Source organism: Pseudomonas agarici, assembly GCF_001543125.1.
In the GTDB taxonomy this organism is placed as follows: Bacteria; Pseudomonadota; Gammaproteobacteria; order Pseudomonadales; family Pseudomonadaceae; genus Aquipseudomonas; species Aquipseudomonas agarici.
In genome coordinates, this window is sequence record NZ_CP014135.1 from 4762598 (window position 1) to 4777274 (window position 14677).

Consider the following 14677-nt stretch of genomic DNA (forward strand, 5'->3'; position numbering starts at 1 on the left):
GGAATCGACCATGCCGACTTCACCCTTATTGCCCTTTCTCTCCCTGACGCTGCCCCAGCGCCTTGAACGATGGGCACAGGCCCATGGCAGCCGCGTCGCGCTAGTGGCTGGCGAATCGCGCATCAGCTACACACAACTCGACCAGCGTGTCTCGCGCCTGGCCGGCGGCCTGGCCGCACTGGGTATCCAGGCTGGCGACCGGGTCATGCTGCAATTGCCCAATAGCGTCGGGTTAGTCAGCGCGCTGTTTGCCGTGATGCGCCTGGGCGCCCTGCCGGTGCTGGCCATGCCCAGCCAGCGCGCGCAGGACATCGAAGCGTTGTGCAGACTGGCCGAGCCGGTGGCTTACTTGATTCCCGAGCGCATTCGCGACTTTGACTTTCGCTCCATGGCCGGCGAGATTGCCCAGCATCAGCCCTCGTTGCGCCAAGTAATCGTCGACGGCGAGCCCGGGCCTTTTACCGCATTGTCCAGCCTGGATGCAGCGTGCCCACCGCTGCCGACGGTAGCCGCGCAAGACACCGCTCTGCTGTTGCTGTCGGGTGGCACCACCGGCACGCCGAAACTGATCCCGCGCAGCCATGCGGACTATGCCTACAACTTCACGCATTCGGCGCAGCTATGTGAAATCGACCGGGACAGCGTGTACCTGGCGGTGCTGCCCATCGCCCACAACTTCACCCTGGCCTGCCCCGGTATCCTAGGCACGTTGGCCGCCGGGGCCTGCGTGGTGCTCGCCGAGAGCGCCGGTTGCGACGTGGCAATGCCGCTGATCGCGCGCGAACGGGTCACCCACGTGGCGTTGGTGCCGCCGTTGGCACAACTGTGGGCACTGGGCCGTGAATGGGAAGACAGCGACCTATCGAGCCTCAAGCTGCTGCAAGTGGGCGGTTCGCGACTCGACCCTGGACTGGCCCGGCAACTGGTGGATGTCCTGGGCTGCCGCCTGCAACAAGTGTTCGGCATGGCGGAAGGGCTGCTCTGCTTCACACGTCCTGACGATTCGCTGGAGGTAGTGCTCAATACCCAGGGCCGCCCGCTGTCGCCGGAAGACCAAGTGCGCCTGGTAGATACCGACCTGTGCGAGGTTGCCCCCGGTCAGGTCGGCGAGCTGCTGACCCGTGGCCCCTACACCATCAACGGCTATTACCGCGCCGCCGAGCATAACGCCCTGGCCTTCACCGTCGATGGCTTCTACCGCAGCGGCGACCTGGCACGCTGGACGCCCGAGGGCAATCTGGTGGTCGAGGGTCGAATCAAGGAACAGATCCAGCGGGGCGGCGAAAAAATCTCCGCTGCGCTGATCGAGTCACATCTCAACGCCCTGCCTCAGGTCGAAGCCTGCGTGGTGGTCGCGGTGCCCGACAGTCTGCTGGGGGAGCGCATCTGCGCGTTCATCCTCGGCGAACCCGCCGCCACCGCGCAGGTGTTACGTGAGCAATTGCGCCAGGGCGGACTGGGTGACGACAAATTGCCCGACCAGTTCGAATGGCTGATGGCCTGGCCGCTGACGGCCGTGGGCAAGATCGACAAACAGCAACTGGCCGTTCTGGCCCAGTAACCGCAGGAGCCTCCCATGAATGCCATCAAGCCCGCGCTGCAATGCGCAAACCTCCAAGACATACGCCAGGGTATCGACCACCTTGACCGCCAGTTGGTCGAGCTGTTGGCCGCACGCCTGACTTATGTGCAGGCCGCCACACGTTTCAAGGCGAACCTGCAGGCCATTCCCGCTCCAGAACGCGTCAGCGCCATGCTTGAAGAGCGCAGGCTCTGGGCCGCCGACGCTGGATTACCGGTGGATGAAACCGAGGAATTCTTTGGTGACCTGATTCACTGGTTCATCAACCTGCAAATCAATCATTGGCATACCCTGCACCTGCAAGAGGCACAACCATGACGCGCACGCCTTCGTTCACCGGCCTGCTCAAATGCCTGAGTGCCGCCCGGGCGCAAACCAACATCACAAAGACACAGGTGCTGGCCTCCTTTTCCACGCTGTCACCCAAGGTCGATCAACTGGCGTTGTTCAGTGCCAACCACCGGCACATGTTGGCGTGTTTGTGGCACGTCCAGGCTCAGGGCGTATTTCGCCTCGGCCTGGGCCAGGCTCATGAGTTCAAGGGCCATCACGACGAAAGCTGGCAGGCCCTGGGGCAGCGCTGGCAGCACATGGTTGCGCAAGCCACGGTGCATGGGCGTCATCGTCCGGCGCTGTTCGGCGGCTTCGCTTTCGACAAGGGCAAACCGCGCACGCGCTTATGGCGTGACTTTCCCGACTCGGCCCTGACCCTGCCCCGCTTCGAATGGCATGAAAGTCAGGGCCAGACCCGCCTGGTGGTCAATGTGCTGGTGGGACCACGCACCGATTGTCGACGCCTGGCCCGGGCCTTGTTCGGCGAGTGGGCGGCTATTGGCGCGCGCTCGTTGCCTACGGCCAATGCCGATCAGGGCGCTCATGTCCGTCGGTCGATGCCCCATTTGTGGAAGCAGGATGTGAGCAATGCCGTCAACCTGATTCAGCGCGGCAGCTTGAAAAAAGTCGTGTTGGCGCGCTCGCAGAAGGTCCCGGCCTCAGAACCCTTGCACGTGGTCATGCAACGTCTGCTGGATAAACAGCCTCATGCCTATCTGTTCGCCTTTGCCCGCGACCGCAGTTGTTTTGTCGGGGCCTCGCCGGAATGCCTGCTGAGCGTGCGCGACCAATACCTGCACACCATGGCCCTGGCAGGCAGCGCACCCCGTGGCCAGGACGCCGCCAGCGACGAGCACTTGGGCGCGCAACTGCTGGCCAGCGAGAAAGACAATGCCGAGCATGCCATGGTGGTCGCCAGCCTCAGCGAGTGCCTGCAACGCCATTGCACCGAGCTGCAGGTTGCCCCACGACCGCACCTGCATAAGCTGGCACATATCCAGCATCTGTTGACCCCAATGACGGGCCTGCTCAGGGCAGACAACAATCTGTTGAGTGTCGCCGAATGCCTGCACCCAACGCCAGCCGTGGGCGGTCTTCCACGCCAGGCCGCGCTGGACTATATCCGCCACGCGGAGCAGTTGGACCGTGGCTGGTACGCCGGCCCGGTAGGCTGGCTAAACGACAGGGGCGACGGAGAGTTTGCCGTGGCCCTGCGTTCGGCCCTGCTGGAGGGCGGTCGCGCTACGCTGTTTGCGGGATGCGGCCTGGTCGAAGGTTCGGACCCGGAAAGCGAGTATCGCGAAAGTGACCTGAAAATGCAGACCATGCGCGAAGTACTGATAGCTGATTGAACGCGGCGGCGTTGGCATACACCTTCCAGAGACTGACCTCGGGGTCACCCTGGCAGGATCGATGATGGCCTCGACCAACGTAAGCCCCGCTGCCCTGGCGAGCTGCCCTCTTGCCAGGTCAGTAATCCGACGCGCCCGCAGCCTGGCCACCGACGATACTCACGCCCGAACTGGTGCCCAAGCGCGTGGCACCCGCCTCGATCATGGCCATTGCCGTCACGTAGTCACGCACCCCGCCCGACGCCTTGACCCCCATGTGCGGCCCGACGACGCGGCGCATCAAGGCAATGTCTTCCAGGGTTGCGCCGCCGCGACTGAAACCGGTCGAGGTTTTCACGAAAGCCACGCCCAACTCGCGACAAATTTCACTGGCGCGGGTCTTTTGCGCATCGTCCAACAAGCAGGTTTCGAGAATCACTTTCAACGGCACCGGGCCGCAAGCCTGCTGCACCGCTGCGATGTCGTCGTGCACCGTATCGAACAGTCCCTCTCGCAGCGCGCCGATGTTGAGCACCATGTCGATCTCGCCAGCACCCGCCGCAATTGCTTGTCGGGCTTCAAAGGCTTTACTCTCGCTCAGTCCGGCGCCCAGCGGAAACCCGACCACCGCGCAGACTTTGACTCGCTGCCCGGCGAGTAATTGCGCGGCATAGGGTACCTGGCCTGAGTTCACACACACGGAATAAAAACCATGGTGCCGCGCCTCTGCGCACAACACCGCGATCTGTTGACGCGTGGCGTCAGCCGCCAGCAAGGTATGATCGATAAACCGGGCAAGTGCTTGGGGTGTGATCGAGCTCATGAGGTTCGGTCCTGATGAAGAAGCCTGGGGGGGTGACACTTAAGAAACCACACACTACATATGTTAATATAACATCAATAAATGTTTAAATCACAACATAATTAGTCGATGGAACGTCTGTGGAAAGCAAACAATCAGAACGCATCAAACTGATCCAGCAAGCCCTGCAGGACCAAAAGGCGATTCATCTTCGCGAGATGGCCGCATTGCTCGACGTCTCTGAAATGACCCTGCGCCGCGACCTGAATCGCTACCCGGACAAATTCCATTTGTTGGGCGGGCATATCACCCTGGCGTTCGACCCTGCCGACGGGCACGACTACAAGGTCACTGAACAAGGCAGTCGGCACGTTGAAGAAAAACGTCGCATCGGCAAGCTCGCAGCCGCGTTCATCAAGAGCGGCGACACGGTGTTCTTCGATTGCGGCACCACCGTACCCTATGTGATTGACTTCATACCTGATGAACTGGAGTTCACGGCTGTGTGCAACTCGCTCAACGTCCTGCTCAAACTGCAGCAAAAACCCAACTGCAACATCGTACTGTGCGGCGGCACTTTTCATCGCAAAAACCAGGTATTCGACCATGCGGACGAAAGCAGTATCCTCGACCGTATACGCTTGACCTGGGCGTTCATCTCAGCGGCGGGCGTGAGCGAAACCTTCGGCGTGACGTGCTTCAATTTCAATGAAGTCGAGGTCAAGCAGAAAGTCCTGCGCCAGGCGCAGCACAGCATGTTGCTGGCCGATCACAGCAAGTTCGACGCTGTGCGCACCGCGCATTTCGCCAACCTCGAACAGTTCAACGTGGTAATTTCCGACAAGAAACTGCCCAAGCCCTATCGCGAACTGATCGCCAAGAACGGCGCGCAATGCGTGGTTTGAATCCGGTCATTCGCCCCACGTTCGGCCTAGCCGGCGCCGCTCTTCAACCGACAAATATCCGGTAGTGACACTGAAGACGGCGCTTTGCCCACCCGCCAATGAGCGAACGTTGCCCTTGGCTTTTTCCGCCCGGTAGCCCTCGGGTTCGCAGGTAGCGGGCAGCACGAATGCGGCGACGCCCTGGTCGGCGTTGTGCAGAATCCAGCGTGTCGCGTGGGAGAACTGCTCAGGCCGGTAGCAGGTGTAGAACGCCGATCCGGCGGGATGATCGAGGAGAAAATGCGCATAACCTGACGCATCCGCTGGCACGCCTTCGAAGAAACAGACGATTTCCGGATCATACAAAGCTGGCGTGTCCAGGGTACTCAACCGTGACGGATCCTCGCTCAACCGCGCCATATAATCCGACCATTCAGGTGTCGGTTGCACATGGGCAGGAACGCTCTGACGCACGCGCGCGCAGGCTCCGCCGAGTGGTTCGAACAGACGCCCGCCGGGCACGTAGGCGTAGTTCATGTGAGCCATGTACATCAACTCCATGGCTTTGCCCGCCAGGTTGGTGACCTGCATGTCGATATCGAACACGCCCAGGCCGGCACGCAAGGTGATCGAGGGCATCGCACGGTAGTGATCGCCAAACCCTTGCACGTATTCATACTGTCCGCTCAGCAGCAGGTAGGGGCCAACGGCGTCCTCGCCGACCTCTAACCACGCTGTGTCCATTAGCGCGCAGGGCATCTCGCCGTGCAACGTGTGATCATCGTCCGGCGCCGGGCAGCCATTGCGCAACAGCCCGGCGTGAAACATGAAGCAGCCGTAGGTGCCGATCACCGTCGGGCTTGGTTTGGGTTGACTGAACATATTGCGCATGGTCAGGTCGCAGTCATCAAAGATCGCCGACCAGATCATCTGCCCCTGATACGGTAAGGCCACCACACGTCCACGGGCGTTTTCCAATGCCAGCGCCTTCACGCCACTGGGATAGGTCCAGGCCAACACGCGAAAATCGGCGGTTTCCAGCAGGGTCTTCTCAGCCCCAGTGAATTGTTCGGGAGACAACGCCAGCGTAACGCTTTTCATGAGGCCACCACTGTTCCGACCCCAGACAGCGTGGCACGACTGTGACGCAGGCACGAATAGGCGTAGACAACAATCACCACGAAGCACAGCAACGGCACGCTATAGGCGAGCTGCATGTTGCCGTGGGTGGCATCCGACAACAGGCCCTGGAAGACCGGAATCACCCCGCCGCCGACGATGCTCATCACCAACAGCGATCCGCCAACGCCGGTGTCCTCACCCAACCCATCGATGGTGAGACCGTAGATGGTTGGCCAGCACGGTCCGAGGAAAATGCTGACCCCCACTGCGGCATACACAGCGGTTATGTTTGGCACCAAGATGGTGTAGGCCAGCAGCACAATGGTCAGCACGCCGTAGATCGCCAATACCTTGGCTGGATGAAGTTTGCGCATTAACAGATTGGCGATCATCTTGCCCAAAAAGTAGGCGGCAAACGTGGTGAGCAGGAACCATGACGCGCTGCGCTCATTCATCCCGCCCATCTGCATCGCCAGACGAATGGTGAAACTCCACACCCCGACCTGGGCGCCCACATAGAGGAATTGCGTCAGTACACCAAAGCTAAAGCGCGGGTTGCGCGATAGTCGTGCAAGGCTCTGCCCGAGGCTGCGCGTCTTTACGTTCGCCGTGGCGTTGCCCCGGCACGCCGGGAACCGCGTGATGGCGATCAAGATGAACATCAGCACCAGGACAGCAATCATCCATTTGTACGGCAGCAGGGTCGACTGGATCATCTCCAGCTGCTGGACAGCCGCCTGCGAAGCGCTCATTTGCGTCAGTTGTTCACGCGTGGCGTCGGTGTCCTTGAACATGACGAAACTGCCGACATACACGCCGGCCATGGCACCGAACGGGTGGAAGGTCTGAGAGATGTTCAATCGACGGGTGCCGGTTTCACGCGGGCCCATCAACGTCGAATAGGTGTTGCAGGCGGTTTCCAGAAACGACAACCCGCACGCGATGACGAACAGCGCCATCAGAAACATGCCATACGTTGCCGTCGAAGCCGCAGGAAAGAACAGCGCGCAGCCCAACATATACAACATCAGACCGAGCAGAATCGTGCTTTTATAGCCCAAGCGTCGCACGACCATCGCCGCAGGCATCGCCACGAAAAAATAACCCAGGTAAAACGCCGACTGCACGAAGGCCGTCTGAAAATCGCTGAGCAAAAACGCCTTTTTGAAATGCGCGATCAGCACATCATTCATGCTCGCGGCAGCCGCCCATAGCGCGAAAATACTGCACAACAACAGGAACGCAAACCAGGGTGTGCGGTTGAGGTAAAAACCATCGGGGGTTTGTTGGAGCGGGACTTTTGTCATTGTTATTCTCCGTGGGAAATAGGGCGCGTCAGCGCCATACCGGCCGCGATCATCGGATTAGACGCCGTCAAGAAACCGCGTAAAGCTGCCAGCGTCGGGGTACGAGCTTTGGGTGCCCAAGGCGGTGACCGAGCAAGCGGAATACGCCACTGCCCGTGTCATTGCCGCACGCATGTCGCCATCCCGATTCCAGTAATGAGCGAAGCAGCCAATGAACGCATCGCCAGCGCCGGTGGTGTCACGCGCGACGACCGAGCGACCCGGCACGTGAAACTCACCCTCCGCGCCCACGTATAGCGCGCCTTTTTCCCCAAGAGTAACGATGACATGGCGGATGCCTTGCGCGGACAACTCACGCGCAGCCAGCAGCGCCGTGTCGGGACCGTCGACAGGCTTGCCGGTGATCAGCGCCAGCTCGCTTTCGTTGGGGATCAAAAAATCGAGTTGCGCCAAATGCTCGCGGCTCAACCCCGCGACCGCGGGTGCGGGATTGAGCAACACCGCAATGCCATGGCGCTTGGCAAAATCAATGGCGTGGTAGACGGTCGCCAGCTCGATTTCCAACTGCAGGACGATAAGGCTGCACTCGCGCAGCGCCGCTTCGGCGGTATCGATATCGGCAGGCTTCAAATGGGCATTGGCGCCTTTGACGATAAGGATGCTGTTGTGGGAATCGCTCTGGACAAAAATCGGCGCCACGCCACTGGACACGCCCGCCACACGCGTCACGTAGCGGGCATCGATGCCATGGCGCTGAAAATTGGCGAGGGTGTTATCGGCGAACAGATCGTCGCCCACTTTACTCAGCATCAACACCTCGGTGCCGAGCTTGGCGGCAGCTACTGCCTGGTTGGCGCCTTTACCGCCGCAGCCCATGGCAAAGCCTGGCGCCTCCAGGGTCTCGCCCTGGCGAGGCATTCGGTCGATATAGGTAATCAAGTCCACCATGTTGCTGCCGATGACCGCGATCTTGTTCATGGATATTTTTACCTTGTGCACGTTGTGGCAGGCACCACGACGTCATTATTTTTGTTATTTAAATAACATTTATTGTGACTATTCAACCTTTTTTATCAAAACCCGCAAAAAAAGATCAACGCGACAAGGATGTTGGGCACCGGAAACACTGAATCCCCTTCGATTGCCCGATGCGTGGCAGCGCGCAGTACTGCTCGAACGCTCCGATCACGCGTGGTCCGTATTCGGGTAACCATTTAGCGCTGCTCCGGGCTGAGGCCGGAAGCCGAGGGAGCGCGAGGAACAGACCGAGTCAGCCAACCCTTGTTCGATGAAAACAGTCAGCCCAAAATTGCTCACCTCGGCACTCTCAGGACACATTTTCTGTTCGACATCGAGTCAACGGAGGAAATCGGAACAGTCAATGAAACCTTACTAAGGACGGACCCGAACTATCCCTTTGCGGTCAACAACCCCGCGAAAACCTGCTGTTGAGTTCGGATGCAAAAATCGTTGATCGGCCTGCTGACGAAGCGGTTTGGCACGCGATCAGGGAGCTCATTCAACTGCCGCCAAAAGCGTAATTTCACGATGTAGGTGGGCACTACGCCACTGCCCTTCACGAGCGGGCGCAGTGGGCTGGACATCACTCTCCGTTGCAGCGCGAAGACGTGACGTCAGCCTGTTCGTCCGGGTCGCCAGGCGGCGCGTTTGCGGCGTTGATCGTCGAGAGGGGCGCCGTCTGATGTGCAAAAGCAATTCGTGGGGCGAGGCGTCAGGATTCAGGCCAGGACAATAGTGCGGCGTGTACCACCCGGCGGGACGCCTCCCTCGAAAAACCGGCTTTCGCCTGGACAGCCATGCCCTGGATCAACGTGACTATGAGTGAGGCGGCATCGTCGCAGGTCATGCCCGGTGGCAGTGGGCCCACCGCGACCGTTTCTTCGAACCGGTCCCGTAGCTTCAGTCTGAATCGCTCGCGGTTACGTGCAAGTTCCAATCTGATCAGCTCGGCGTCCGTGGAGCAGGCCAGCGCGGCGTTGGTTTCGAGGCAGCCCGGCGGGGTTAGTTCAGCGCTGTGCAACTGCGTCATTCCGTAGAGCAGCCGCTCGGCGATACGACGCGGCGTCGGCTCTGCAAGTGCCTCCTGCCGAAAACCCAGAAAGTCACGATAATATCGCTCGACAACGCGCCGGAATAGCGCCTCCTTACTGCTGAAGGCCTTGTAGAGGCTGGATTTGGTCAGCCCCATCGCCTCGAGCAGATCACTTAGCGAGGTGCCCTCATAACCTTTCTCCCAGAAGACCTGAAGGGCAGCCTGCAAAACCTCATTTTCATCAAACTCTCGCGGACGTGCCATTTGCTTGCCTGTTTTCCTAGTGTGAATAGGGACCAATCGGTTCCGATTCCACTAGCTTACCGAACTTTGGCTACCGCGGGGTAGCGCCCGGCTTTCGCATCGAGCTACCCGAACCTCATGGACCCATCGCTGAAGCTGCGCTTCGGGTGGCCCGTGGCTCGCCTTGATCGGGCCTTAGGCCGGGTCCGAACCGAACAACCAGCCTCAGAGGGAACCACTGCGTGCCCACTAGGCGACGAGGAGCCGTCAACGGCATGTTGACATCCGTCCGACATCTCTGAATAATTGGATACCAATTGGTCCAGAATAGATTGTTGTTGCGCGCTCATTGCACCGAAGGTCGCGGCCTGCTTGTGGCACGGGTCGCCGAGGCGAGAATCGATCCCGAAGAGGCCCTGGATACGGGCCTGTTCACAGCCGAGGTTCGAGCACGCAAGCAGGCATGGATCAAGCGTGGAATTCGGTCGGCACCGACCCTTGTCTTCAAGGAACACAAAACGGTGATGGGGGATCAGTTGATCGACGCCTTTAAGACCTTGATCCGCAAGCTGGTGGGTTAGCCAGCGAGCGCCTGATATTTTTTCGCCTAGAAATGTACCGATAGGTTCACAATGTTAAGAGGATCACTCCATGAAACTTAGCAGTGAAGTTGCCGTCGCCAAGGCTGTCGTCGCCAAACGCGGCAGCCCTGCGATGGGCATTAGCGTCGTTGGCGACGCAGCACATCTTGTCGGCTTCGCCTCGTTCATCGGCCTCATCGGCATGGCGAGCGATCTCAGCGCCTCCGTACCGACAGCCGGCCTGCTCACAGCCCAACATTCACGTCGGCGTGCTGCCGCGCTTGCACTGCCGTTCGCCCACGGGCGGATGGTGACGCCGGAACTCCCGCTTGACGCGTTTTTTTAACTTTACTTGCCCATAAGGATCACATCATGTCCGATCGCATCTCATTCATCGTCCGCCTGCCTGCCAAGCCCGGCCATGTCGAGGAACTTAAGAAGGGCTTGCTCTTCGTCACCGACCAGATGGCCAACGAACCCGATTTCGTCACCACTTGGATTCATCACCCGGTCGACGATCCCGACACAATCGTTCTCTACGAAACCTGGGACTGCAGCATGGAATATTTCATGTCCCATCACATGAAAGCTTCGTACCGCGCCGACTATGAGGCGGTGCTGTCGAAGGTACTGCGCACAGAGCGCAGCTTCGAATTCCTCGTGCCGTTCAAAGAATATCCCAAAGCCACCTGATTCCTGCTTCCCAGGGTCTGTACGCAATGTTTGCCAGGCGAGCCGGCTTTCAACGCCGCATGAGCGAGCGCAGCTGCATGTCGGCCAGAGCCTAGGTAAAGCGGATCACTGAAAAGAAAGACTACGATGGTAAGAACTGAGGCGCTAAACCCGGACCCAGTGCCGGCCGGTTTGAAACCGACTCTCGATGCATTCAGCAAGAGCCTCGGATTCACCCCGAATAGGCTGGCGACTTTCGCGCAGAGCCCGATCGCGGTCCGGCGCAGACTGGAAGCGGCAGCAGCCTAGAACAATCCCGGAGAGGTAGGGATGAAGCACATGGCCCGAATACCGGGCCGGTTTATTCAACAGGAGATCAGCCATGACCAACACGAACGCAACGAAATTCAAAGAGGCGGCCTATCACGGTCTGCCGGCGGAAGACAATTATGGCTATGCACAGGCGATCAAGACCGGAAACATGATCTATGTGTCCGGCCAGCTCAGCCACGACGATAAAGGTGCCATGATCGCACCTGCCACGCTCGATGCAACCGGCAAGCCAGCCGACTTCTCGATGATGGCGCAGCAGATGCGAGTGACCTATGCAAACGCCGCGAAGATCCTGGCACAGTTCGGAGCCACCCTCGACCACGTGGTGGAAGAGACGCTCTATGTCCTCGATGTCGATGAGGCGTTCGCGGTGGCGGGCAAGGTGCGCAAAGAAGCCTACGCCACGGCGCGCCCTCAGTGCGCCAGCAATCTGATTGGCGTATCGAGATTGGCCTTTCCTGAGCAGCTCATCGAAATCGTCTTCAAGGCGGTGCTACCTCCAACATAGCCAGACGCGGATTGATATCCACTGGAACCGTATGCCCGTTCGAGCCAGTCTTTTCGGATGAGATCGAAGATGCTGTCGGTGTCATGTGTGTGCGCTAGCGCACTGAGATCGATAAGGCGCAGGGGCCGCAGATCAAGATGAGGCTCGTCATAGTTCCCCTGACTCGCGCCCCCTGAAAATAGATCAGAAGGTGTAAACCCTTATTCAGGACGGGACAGTGGATTTTTTCAGACGCGAAAAAAAGCGGCCCATGGCCGCTATTTTCGTAGCTTCCGGGCGTTCAGTGGCCCTGATGGAAGCAAATATGGCGCAGCGGACGGGACTCGAACCCGCGACCCCCGGCGTGACAGGCCGGTATTCTAACCGACTGAACTACCGCTGCGTATCGCTCAGACTTGCGTCTGTTTGAAACCTTTAAACCCGTGATCGAAAGCCTTCGGTGGCTGTCAATCGCAGACCGGTCACTCGTTTACCAAGTAGTCGATCTGTACAAATATGGCGCAGCGGACGGGACTCGAACCCGCGACCCCCGGCGTGACAGGCCGGTATTCTAACCGACTGAACTACCGCTGCGCGTCGGTTGGAGACTCCTTGCGGAATTTCCGATTTTCTTGCCACTCTCTTGCGAGATGCTTTCTGACGAAAGACTCTGGAAGTGGTGGGTGATGACGGGATCGAACCGCCGACCCTCTGCTTGTAAGGCAGATGCTCTCCCGGCTGAGCTAATCACCCTTTGCTTCGTCGAGGCCGCGAAATTTACGCAGATAACGAATCTAAGTCAATAGCCTGCTTGAAGTTTTTCTGAAAAAGACCAATTAATGTCAGCACCATCGGCGCCCCGTCGGGATGAAAAACCCTGGCCACACGACCCACAGCCGTCTAGTCGCAATAAATCATTTTCTTGCTCATGCCACCATCGACCACAAATTCCTGGCCAGTGACAAAGCCCGCACTTTTCGACAACAACCATGCCACGATCGCCGCCACATCCTCGACCGTGCCGACCCGGCCCGCCGGATGCTGGGCATGGTCGATATCGCTGAGCGGCTCGGCACGACGCACCGAAGGATCACGAGCATCGATCCAGCCCGGACTGACTGCATTGACGCGAACTTCCGGGCCGAGACTGATTGCCAGGGCGTGGGTCAATGCCAGCAACCCACCCTTGCTCGCCGCATAAGCCTCGGTATCAGGCTCCGACTGCGCCGCTCGGGTCGACGCCAGGTTGACGATGGCCCCGCAATGGGCGCGAAGGTACGGCGCACAATGCTTGGCCAGCAACATCGGCCCGCTGAGGTTGACCGCCAGCACACGGTTCCAATGCGCCAGGTCGAGGCTTTCGAGGGTGATGTTGTGCGGATCGGCAATCGCCGCATTGCACACTAACGCATCCAACCGACCGAACCGCCCTAATACATCGGCCACACCCTGGGCCACTTGCGCTTCGTCGGAAACATCCATGGCGATGAAGCAGGCATTCTCGCCCAGGGCATCGGCGACTTTGGCGCCCCGAGCCTTGTCGAGGTCGCTCAGGACCACCTGCCAGCCTTCGCTGATCAACCAAGCGGCGATACCCAATCCGATGCCCCGCGCCGCGCCAGTGACCAGCGCGACGCGGCCGTTGTTGCCAACGCCGGCTTCGAGGGACAGCTCGATCACAGCGCGGCCAGACCGCGTGCCAGATCGGCTTGCAGATCCGCCACGTCTTCCAGGCCAACCGCAACGCGAATCAGACTGTCGCGAATCCCCGCCGCTTCACGCTCCTGCGGCGACAGGCGACCGTGGGAGGTGGTGCTCGGATGGGTGATGGTAGTCTTGGTGTCACCCAGGTTGGCGGTGATCGAGATCAACCGGGTAGCGTCGATAAAGCGCCAGGCACCCTCTTTGCCGCCCTTGACCTCAAAGCTCACCACGCCGCCAAAGCCGCGCTGCTGGCGCTGGGCCAACTCATGTTGCGGATGGCTCTTGAGGCCCGCGTAGTACACCGCCTCGACACCGTCCTGCCGCTCCAGCCACTCGGCCAGGGCCAGGGCATTGGCGCAGTGTGCGCGCATGCGCAAGTTCAGGGTTTCCAAGCTCTTGAGGAAGATCCAGGCATTGAACGGGCTGAGACTCGGCCCGGCGGTACGTAGGAAGCCGACGACTTCCTTCATTTGCTCGCCACGACCGCAAACCACCCCGCCCATGCAACGGCCCTGGCCGTCAATGTACTTGGTCGCCGAGTGCACCACGATGTCCGCACCGAGTTGCAGCGGCTGTTGCACGGCGGGCGTGCAGAAGCAGTTGTCGACCACCAGCAACGCCCCTTTGGCATGGGCGATATCCGCCAGGGCGGCGATATCCACCAGCTCGGCCAGCGGGTTCGATGGCGATTCGACGAACAGCAGCTTGGTATTGGCCTTGATGGCCGTCTCCCAGCCGGACAATTGCGCCAGGGGCACGTAGTCGACTTCGACGCCAAAGCGCTTGAAGTACTTTTCGAACAGGCTGATGGTCGACCCGAATACGCTACGCGATACCAGCACGTGGTCACCGGCACTGCACAAGCTCATCACCACGGCCATGATCGCGGCCATGCCGGTCGAGGTCGCAACGGCCTGCTCGGCGCCTTCCAGGGCGGCGATGCGCTCTTCGAACGCACGCACGGTCGGGTTGGTATAGCGTGAATAGACATTGCCCGGCACTTCCCCGGCAAACCGTGCAGCCGCATCGGCGGCAGTGCGGAAAACGTAGCTGGAGGTGAAGAACATCGGGTCACTGTGCTCCCCTTCCGGGGTACGGTGCTGACCGGCACGAACGGCCAGGGTGTCGAAGGCTACGCCGTCGAGATCGCTGTCCAGCCGACCGGCATCCCATTCCTGACTCATGCTGCCACTCCTTGCTCTGATCTTTGGAAGATACCAAACCGGCCCCTTGGGGCCGGTTC

15 protein-coding genes, 3 tRNA genes and 1 pseudogene are annotated in these 14677 nt (G+C 59.9%); 9 read left to right on the plus strand and 10 right to left on the minus strand.

All coding sequences use genetic code 11. The features are described from left to right. The first annotated feature begins 10 nt into the window (after positions 1-10). From AWM79_RS20825 to AWM79_RS20835, 3 genes are read left to right on the plus strand one after another with little or no spacing between them, the layout of a single operon-like run. A complete protein-coding gene (locus AWM79_RS20825; protein WP_060783692.1) occupies positions 11-1561 on the plus strand; it encodes a (2,3-dihydroxybenzoyl)adenylate synthase in 1551 nt (516 codons plus the stop codon). Positions 1562-1576: 15 nt separating this feature from the next. After that, a complete protein-coding gene (locus AWM79_RS20830; RefSeq protein WP_017133639.1) occupies positions 1577-1900 on the plus strand; it encodes an isochorismate lyase in 324 nt (107 codons plus the stop codon). Further along, positions 1897-3267 carry an isochorismate synthase gene (locus AWM79_RS20835; RefSeq protein WP_060783693.1) on the plus strand — a complete coding sequence of 457 codons (1371 nt, stop codon included), beginning with the start codon at positions 1897-1899 and terminating at the stop codon, positions 3265-3267. Before AWM79_RS20830 ends, AWM79_RS20835 begins: the two co-directional genes overlap by 4 nt. 118 nt (positions 3268-3385) lie before the next feature. Here AWM79_RS20835 and deoC read toward each other — a convergent pair whose 3' ends face one another. After that, entirely contained in the window at positions 3386-4069 is a 684-nt protein-coding gene (gene deoC / locus AWM79_RS20840; RefSeq protein ID WP_060783694.1) for a deoxyribose-phosphate aldolase, read from the minus strand. Positions 4070-4188: 119 nt separating this feature from the next. On the opposite strand from deoC, the gene deoR reads away from it, so the two are divergent. Beyond that, on the plus strand, positions 4189-4953 hold the full coding sequence (gene deoR / locus AWM79_RS20845) for a DNA-binding transcriptional repressor DeoR (protein WP_017133642.1): 765 nt from the start codon (positions 4189-4191) through the stop codon (positions 4951-4953). A gap of 6 nt (positions 4954-4959) precedes the next feature. Here deoR and AWM79_RS20850 read toward each other — a convergent pair whose 3' ends face one another. Genes AWM79_RS20850 through rbsK form a run of 3 tightly spaced genes read right to left on the minus strand, consistent with a single transcriptional unit; the run spans position 4960 to position 8339 of the window. Continuing rightward, the gene (locus tag AWM79_RS20850; protein ID WP_017133643.1) at positions 4960-6033 is read right to left on the minus strand and encodes an aldose 1-epimerase family protein; all 1074 of its coding nucleotides are present in this window, start codon (positions 6031-6033) and stop codon (positions 4960-4962) included. Further along, entirely contained in the window at positions 6030-7361 is a 1332-nt protein-coding gene (gene fucP / locus AWM79_RS20855; protein WP_060783695.1) for an L-fucose:H+ symporter permease, read from the minus strand. The genes AWM79_RS20850 and fucP overlap by 4 nt, the downstream gene beginning before the upstream one ends. 57 nt (positions 7362-7418) lie before the next feature. Continuing rightward, positions 7419-8339, minus strand: coding sequence for a ribokinase (gene rbsK, locus AWM79_RS20860; RefSeq protein WP_060783696.1), 921 nt, complete (start codon positions 8337-8339; stop codon positions 7419-7421). Positions 8340-8601: 262 nt separating this feature from the next. On the opposite strand from rbsK, the pseudogene AWM79_RS26010 reads away from it, so the two are divergent. Continuing rightward, positions 8602-9058, plus strand: a pseudogene (locus AWM79_RS26010) (zincin-like metallopeptidase domain-containing protein); the annotation flags it as partial. A gap of 35 nt (positions 9059-9093) precedes the next feature. On the opposite strand, the gene AWM79_RS20870 reads toward AWM79_RS26010, so the two are convergent. After that, complete coding sequence (locus AWM79_RS20870) at positions 9094-9678, minus strand: TetR/AcrR family transcriptional regulator (RefSeq protein ID WP_017133646.1); 585 nt, start codon at positions 9676-9678, stop codon at positions 9094-9096. A gap of 296 nt (positions 9679-9974) precedes the next feature. Here AWM79_RS20870 and AWM79_RS20875 point away from each other — a divergent pair, with 296 nt between their 5' ends. The 4 genes from AWM79_RS20875 to AWM79_RS20890 all read left to right on the plus strand — a co-directional run bounded on the left by AWM79_RS20875 (position 9975) and on the right by AWM79_RS20890 (position 11751). Continuing rightward, positions 9975-10238, plus strand: coding sequence for a thioredoxin domain-containing protein (locus AWM79_RS20875; RefSeq protein ID WP_156430136.1), 264 nt, complete (start codon positions 9975-9977; stop codon positions 10236-10238). Between the two features lie 70 nt (positions 10239-10308). After that, on the plus strand, positions 10309-10584 hold the full coding sequence (locus AWM79_RS20880) for a hypothetical protein (RefSeq protein WP_060783698.1): 276 nt from the start codon (positions 10309-10311) through the stop codon (positions 10582-10584). 26 nt (positions 10585-10610) lie between these two features. After that, positions 10611-10931 (plus strand): putative quinol monooxygenase, encoded by a 321-nt coding sequence (locus AWM79_RS20885; protein WP_017133649.1) that lies wholly within the window; start codon positions 10611-10613, stop codon positions 10929-10931. A 361-nt stretch (positions 10932-11292) separates the two neighbouring features. Next, positions 11293-11751: a RidA family protein gene (locus AWM79_RS20890; protein WP_017133651.1), complete on the plus strand. Its 459-nt coding sequence runs from the start codon at positions 11293-11295 to the stop codon at positions 11749-11751. Positions 11752-12056: 305 nt separating this feature from the next. Here the strand turns inward: AWM79_RS20890 and AWM79_RS20895 are convergent. The 5 genes from AWM79_RS20895 to AWM79_RS20915 form a co-directional block, all read right to left on the minus strand. Continuing rightward, a tRNA-Asp gene (locus AWM79_RS20895) sits at positions 12057-12133 on the minus strand. A 114-nt stretch (positions 12134-12247) separates the two neighbouring features. Further along, a tRNA-Asp gene (locus AWM79_RS20900) sits at positions 12248-12324 on the minus strand. Positions 12325-12407: 83 nt separating this feature from the next. Beyond that, positions 12408-12483: transfer RNA gene (locus AWM79_RS20905), tRNA-Val, on the minus strand. Positions 12484-12630: 147 nt separating this feature from the next. Beyond that, positions 12631-13410: an SDR family oxidoreductase gene (locus AWM79_RS20910; protein ID WP_017133652.1), complete on the minus strand. Its 780-nt coding sequence runs from the start codon at positions 13408-13410 to the stop codon at positions 12631-12633. Continuing rightward, positions 13407-14618, minus strand: coding sequence for an O-succinylhomoserine sulfhydrylase (locus tag AWM79_RS20915; RefSeq protein ID WP_017133653.1), 1212 nt, complete (start codon positions 14616-14618; stop codon positions 13407-13409). The genes AWM79_RS20910 and AWM79_RS20915 overlap by 4 nt, the downstream gene beginning before the upstream one ends. Between the last annotated feature and the right edge of the window lie 59 nt (positions 14619-14677).

Coding starts and splice junctions, on each gene's coding strand:
- AWM79_RS20915 (WP_017133653.1), bottom strand. CDS start 14,618: ATGAGTCAGGAATGGGATGCCGGTCGGCTGGACAGCGATCTCGACGGC.
- fucP (WP_060783695.1), bottom strand. CDS start 7,361: ATGACAAAAGTCCCGCTCCAACAAACCCCCGATGGTTTTTACCTCAAC.
- AWM79_RS20835 (WP_060783693.1), top strand. CDS start 1,897: ATGACGCGCACGCCTTCGTTCACCGGCCTGCTCAAATGCCTGAGTGCC.
- deoC (WP_060783694.1), bottom strand. CDS start 4,069: ATGAGCTCGATCACACCCCAAGCACTTGCCCGGTTTATCGATCATACC.
- AWM79_RS20825 (WP_060783692.1), top strand. CDS start 11: ATGCCGACTTCACCCTTATTGCCCTTTCTCTCCCTGACGCTGCCCCAG.
- AWM79_RS20890 (WP_017133651.1), top strand. CDS start 11,293: ATGACCAACACGAACGCAACGAAATTCAAAGAGGCGGCCTATCACGGT.
- AWM79_RS20830 (WP_017133639.1), top strand. CDS start 1,577: ATGAATGCCATCAAGCCCGCGCTGCAATGCGCAAACCTCCAAGACATA.
- AWM79_RS20850 (WP_017133643.1), bottom strand. CDS start 6,033: ATGAAAAGCGTTACGCTGGCGTTGTCTCCCGAACAATTCACTGGGGCT.
- AWM79_RS20885 (WP_017133649.1), top strand. CDS start 10,611: ATGTCCGATCGCATCTCATTCATCGTCCGCCTGCCTGCCAAGCCCGGC.
- rbsK (WP_060783696.1), bottom strand. CDS start 8,339: ATGAACAAGATCGCGGTCATCGGCAGCAACATGGTGGACTTGATTACC.
- AWM79_RS20880 (WP_060783698.1), top strand. CDS start 10,309: ATGAAACTTAGCAGTGAAGTTGCCGTCGCCAAGGCTGTCGTCGCCAAA.
- AWM79_RS20870 (WP_017133646.1), bottom strand. CDS start 9,678: ATGGCACGTCCGCGAGAGTTTGATGAAAATGAGGTTTTGCAGGCTGCC.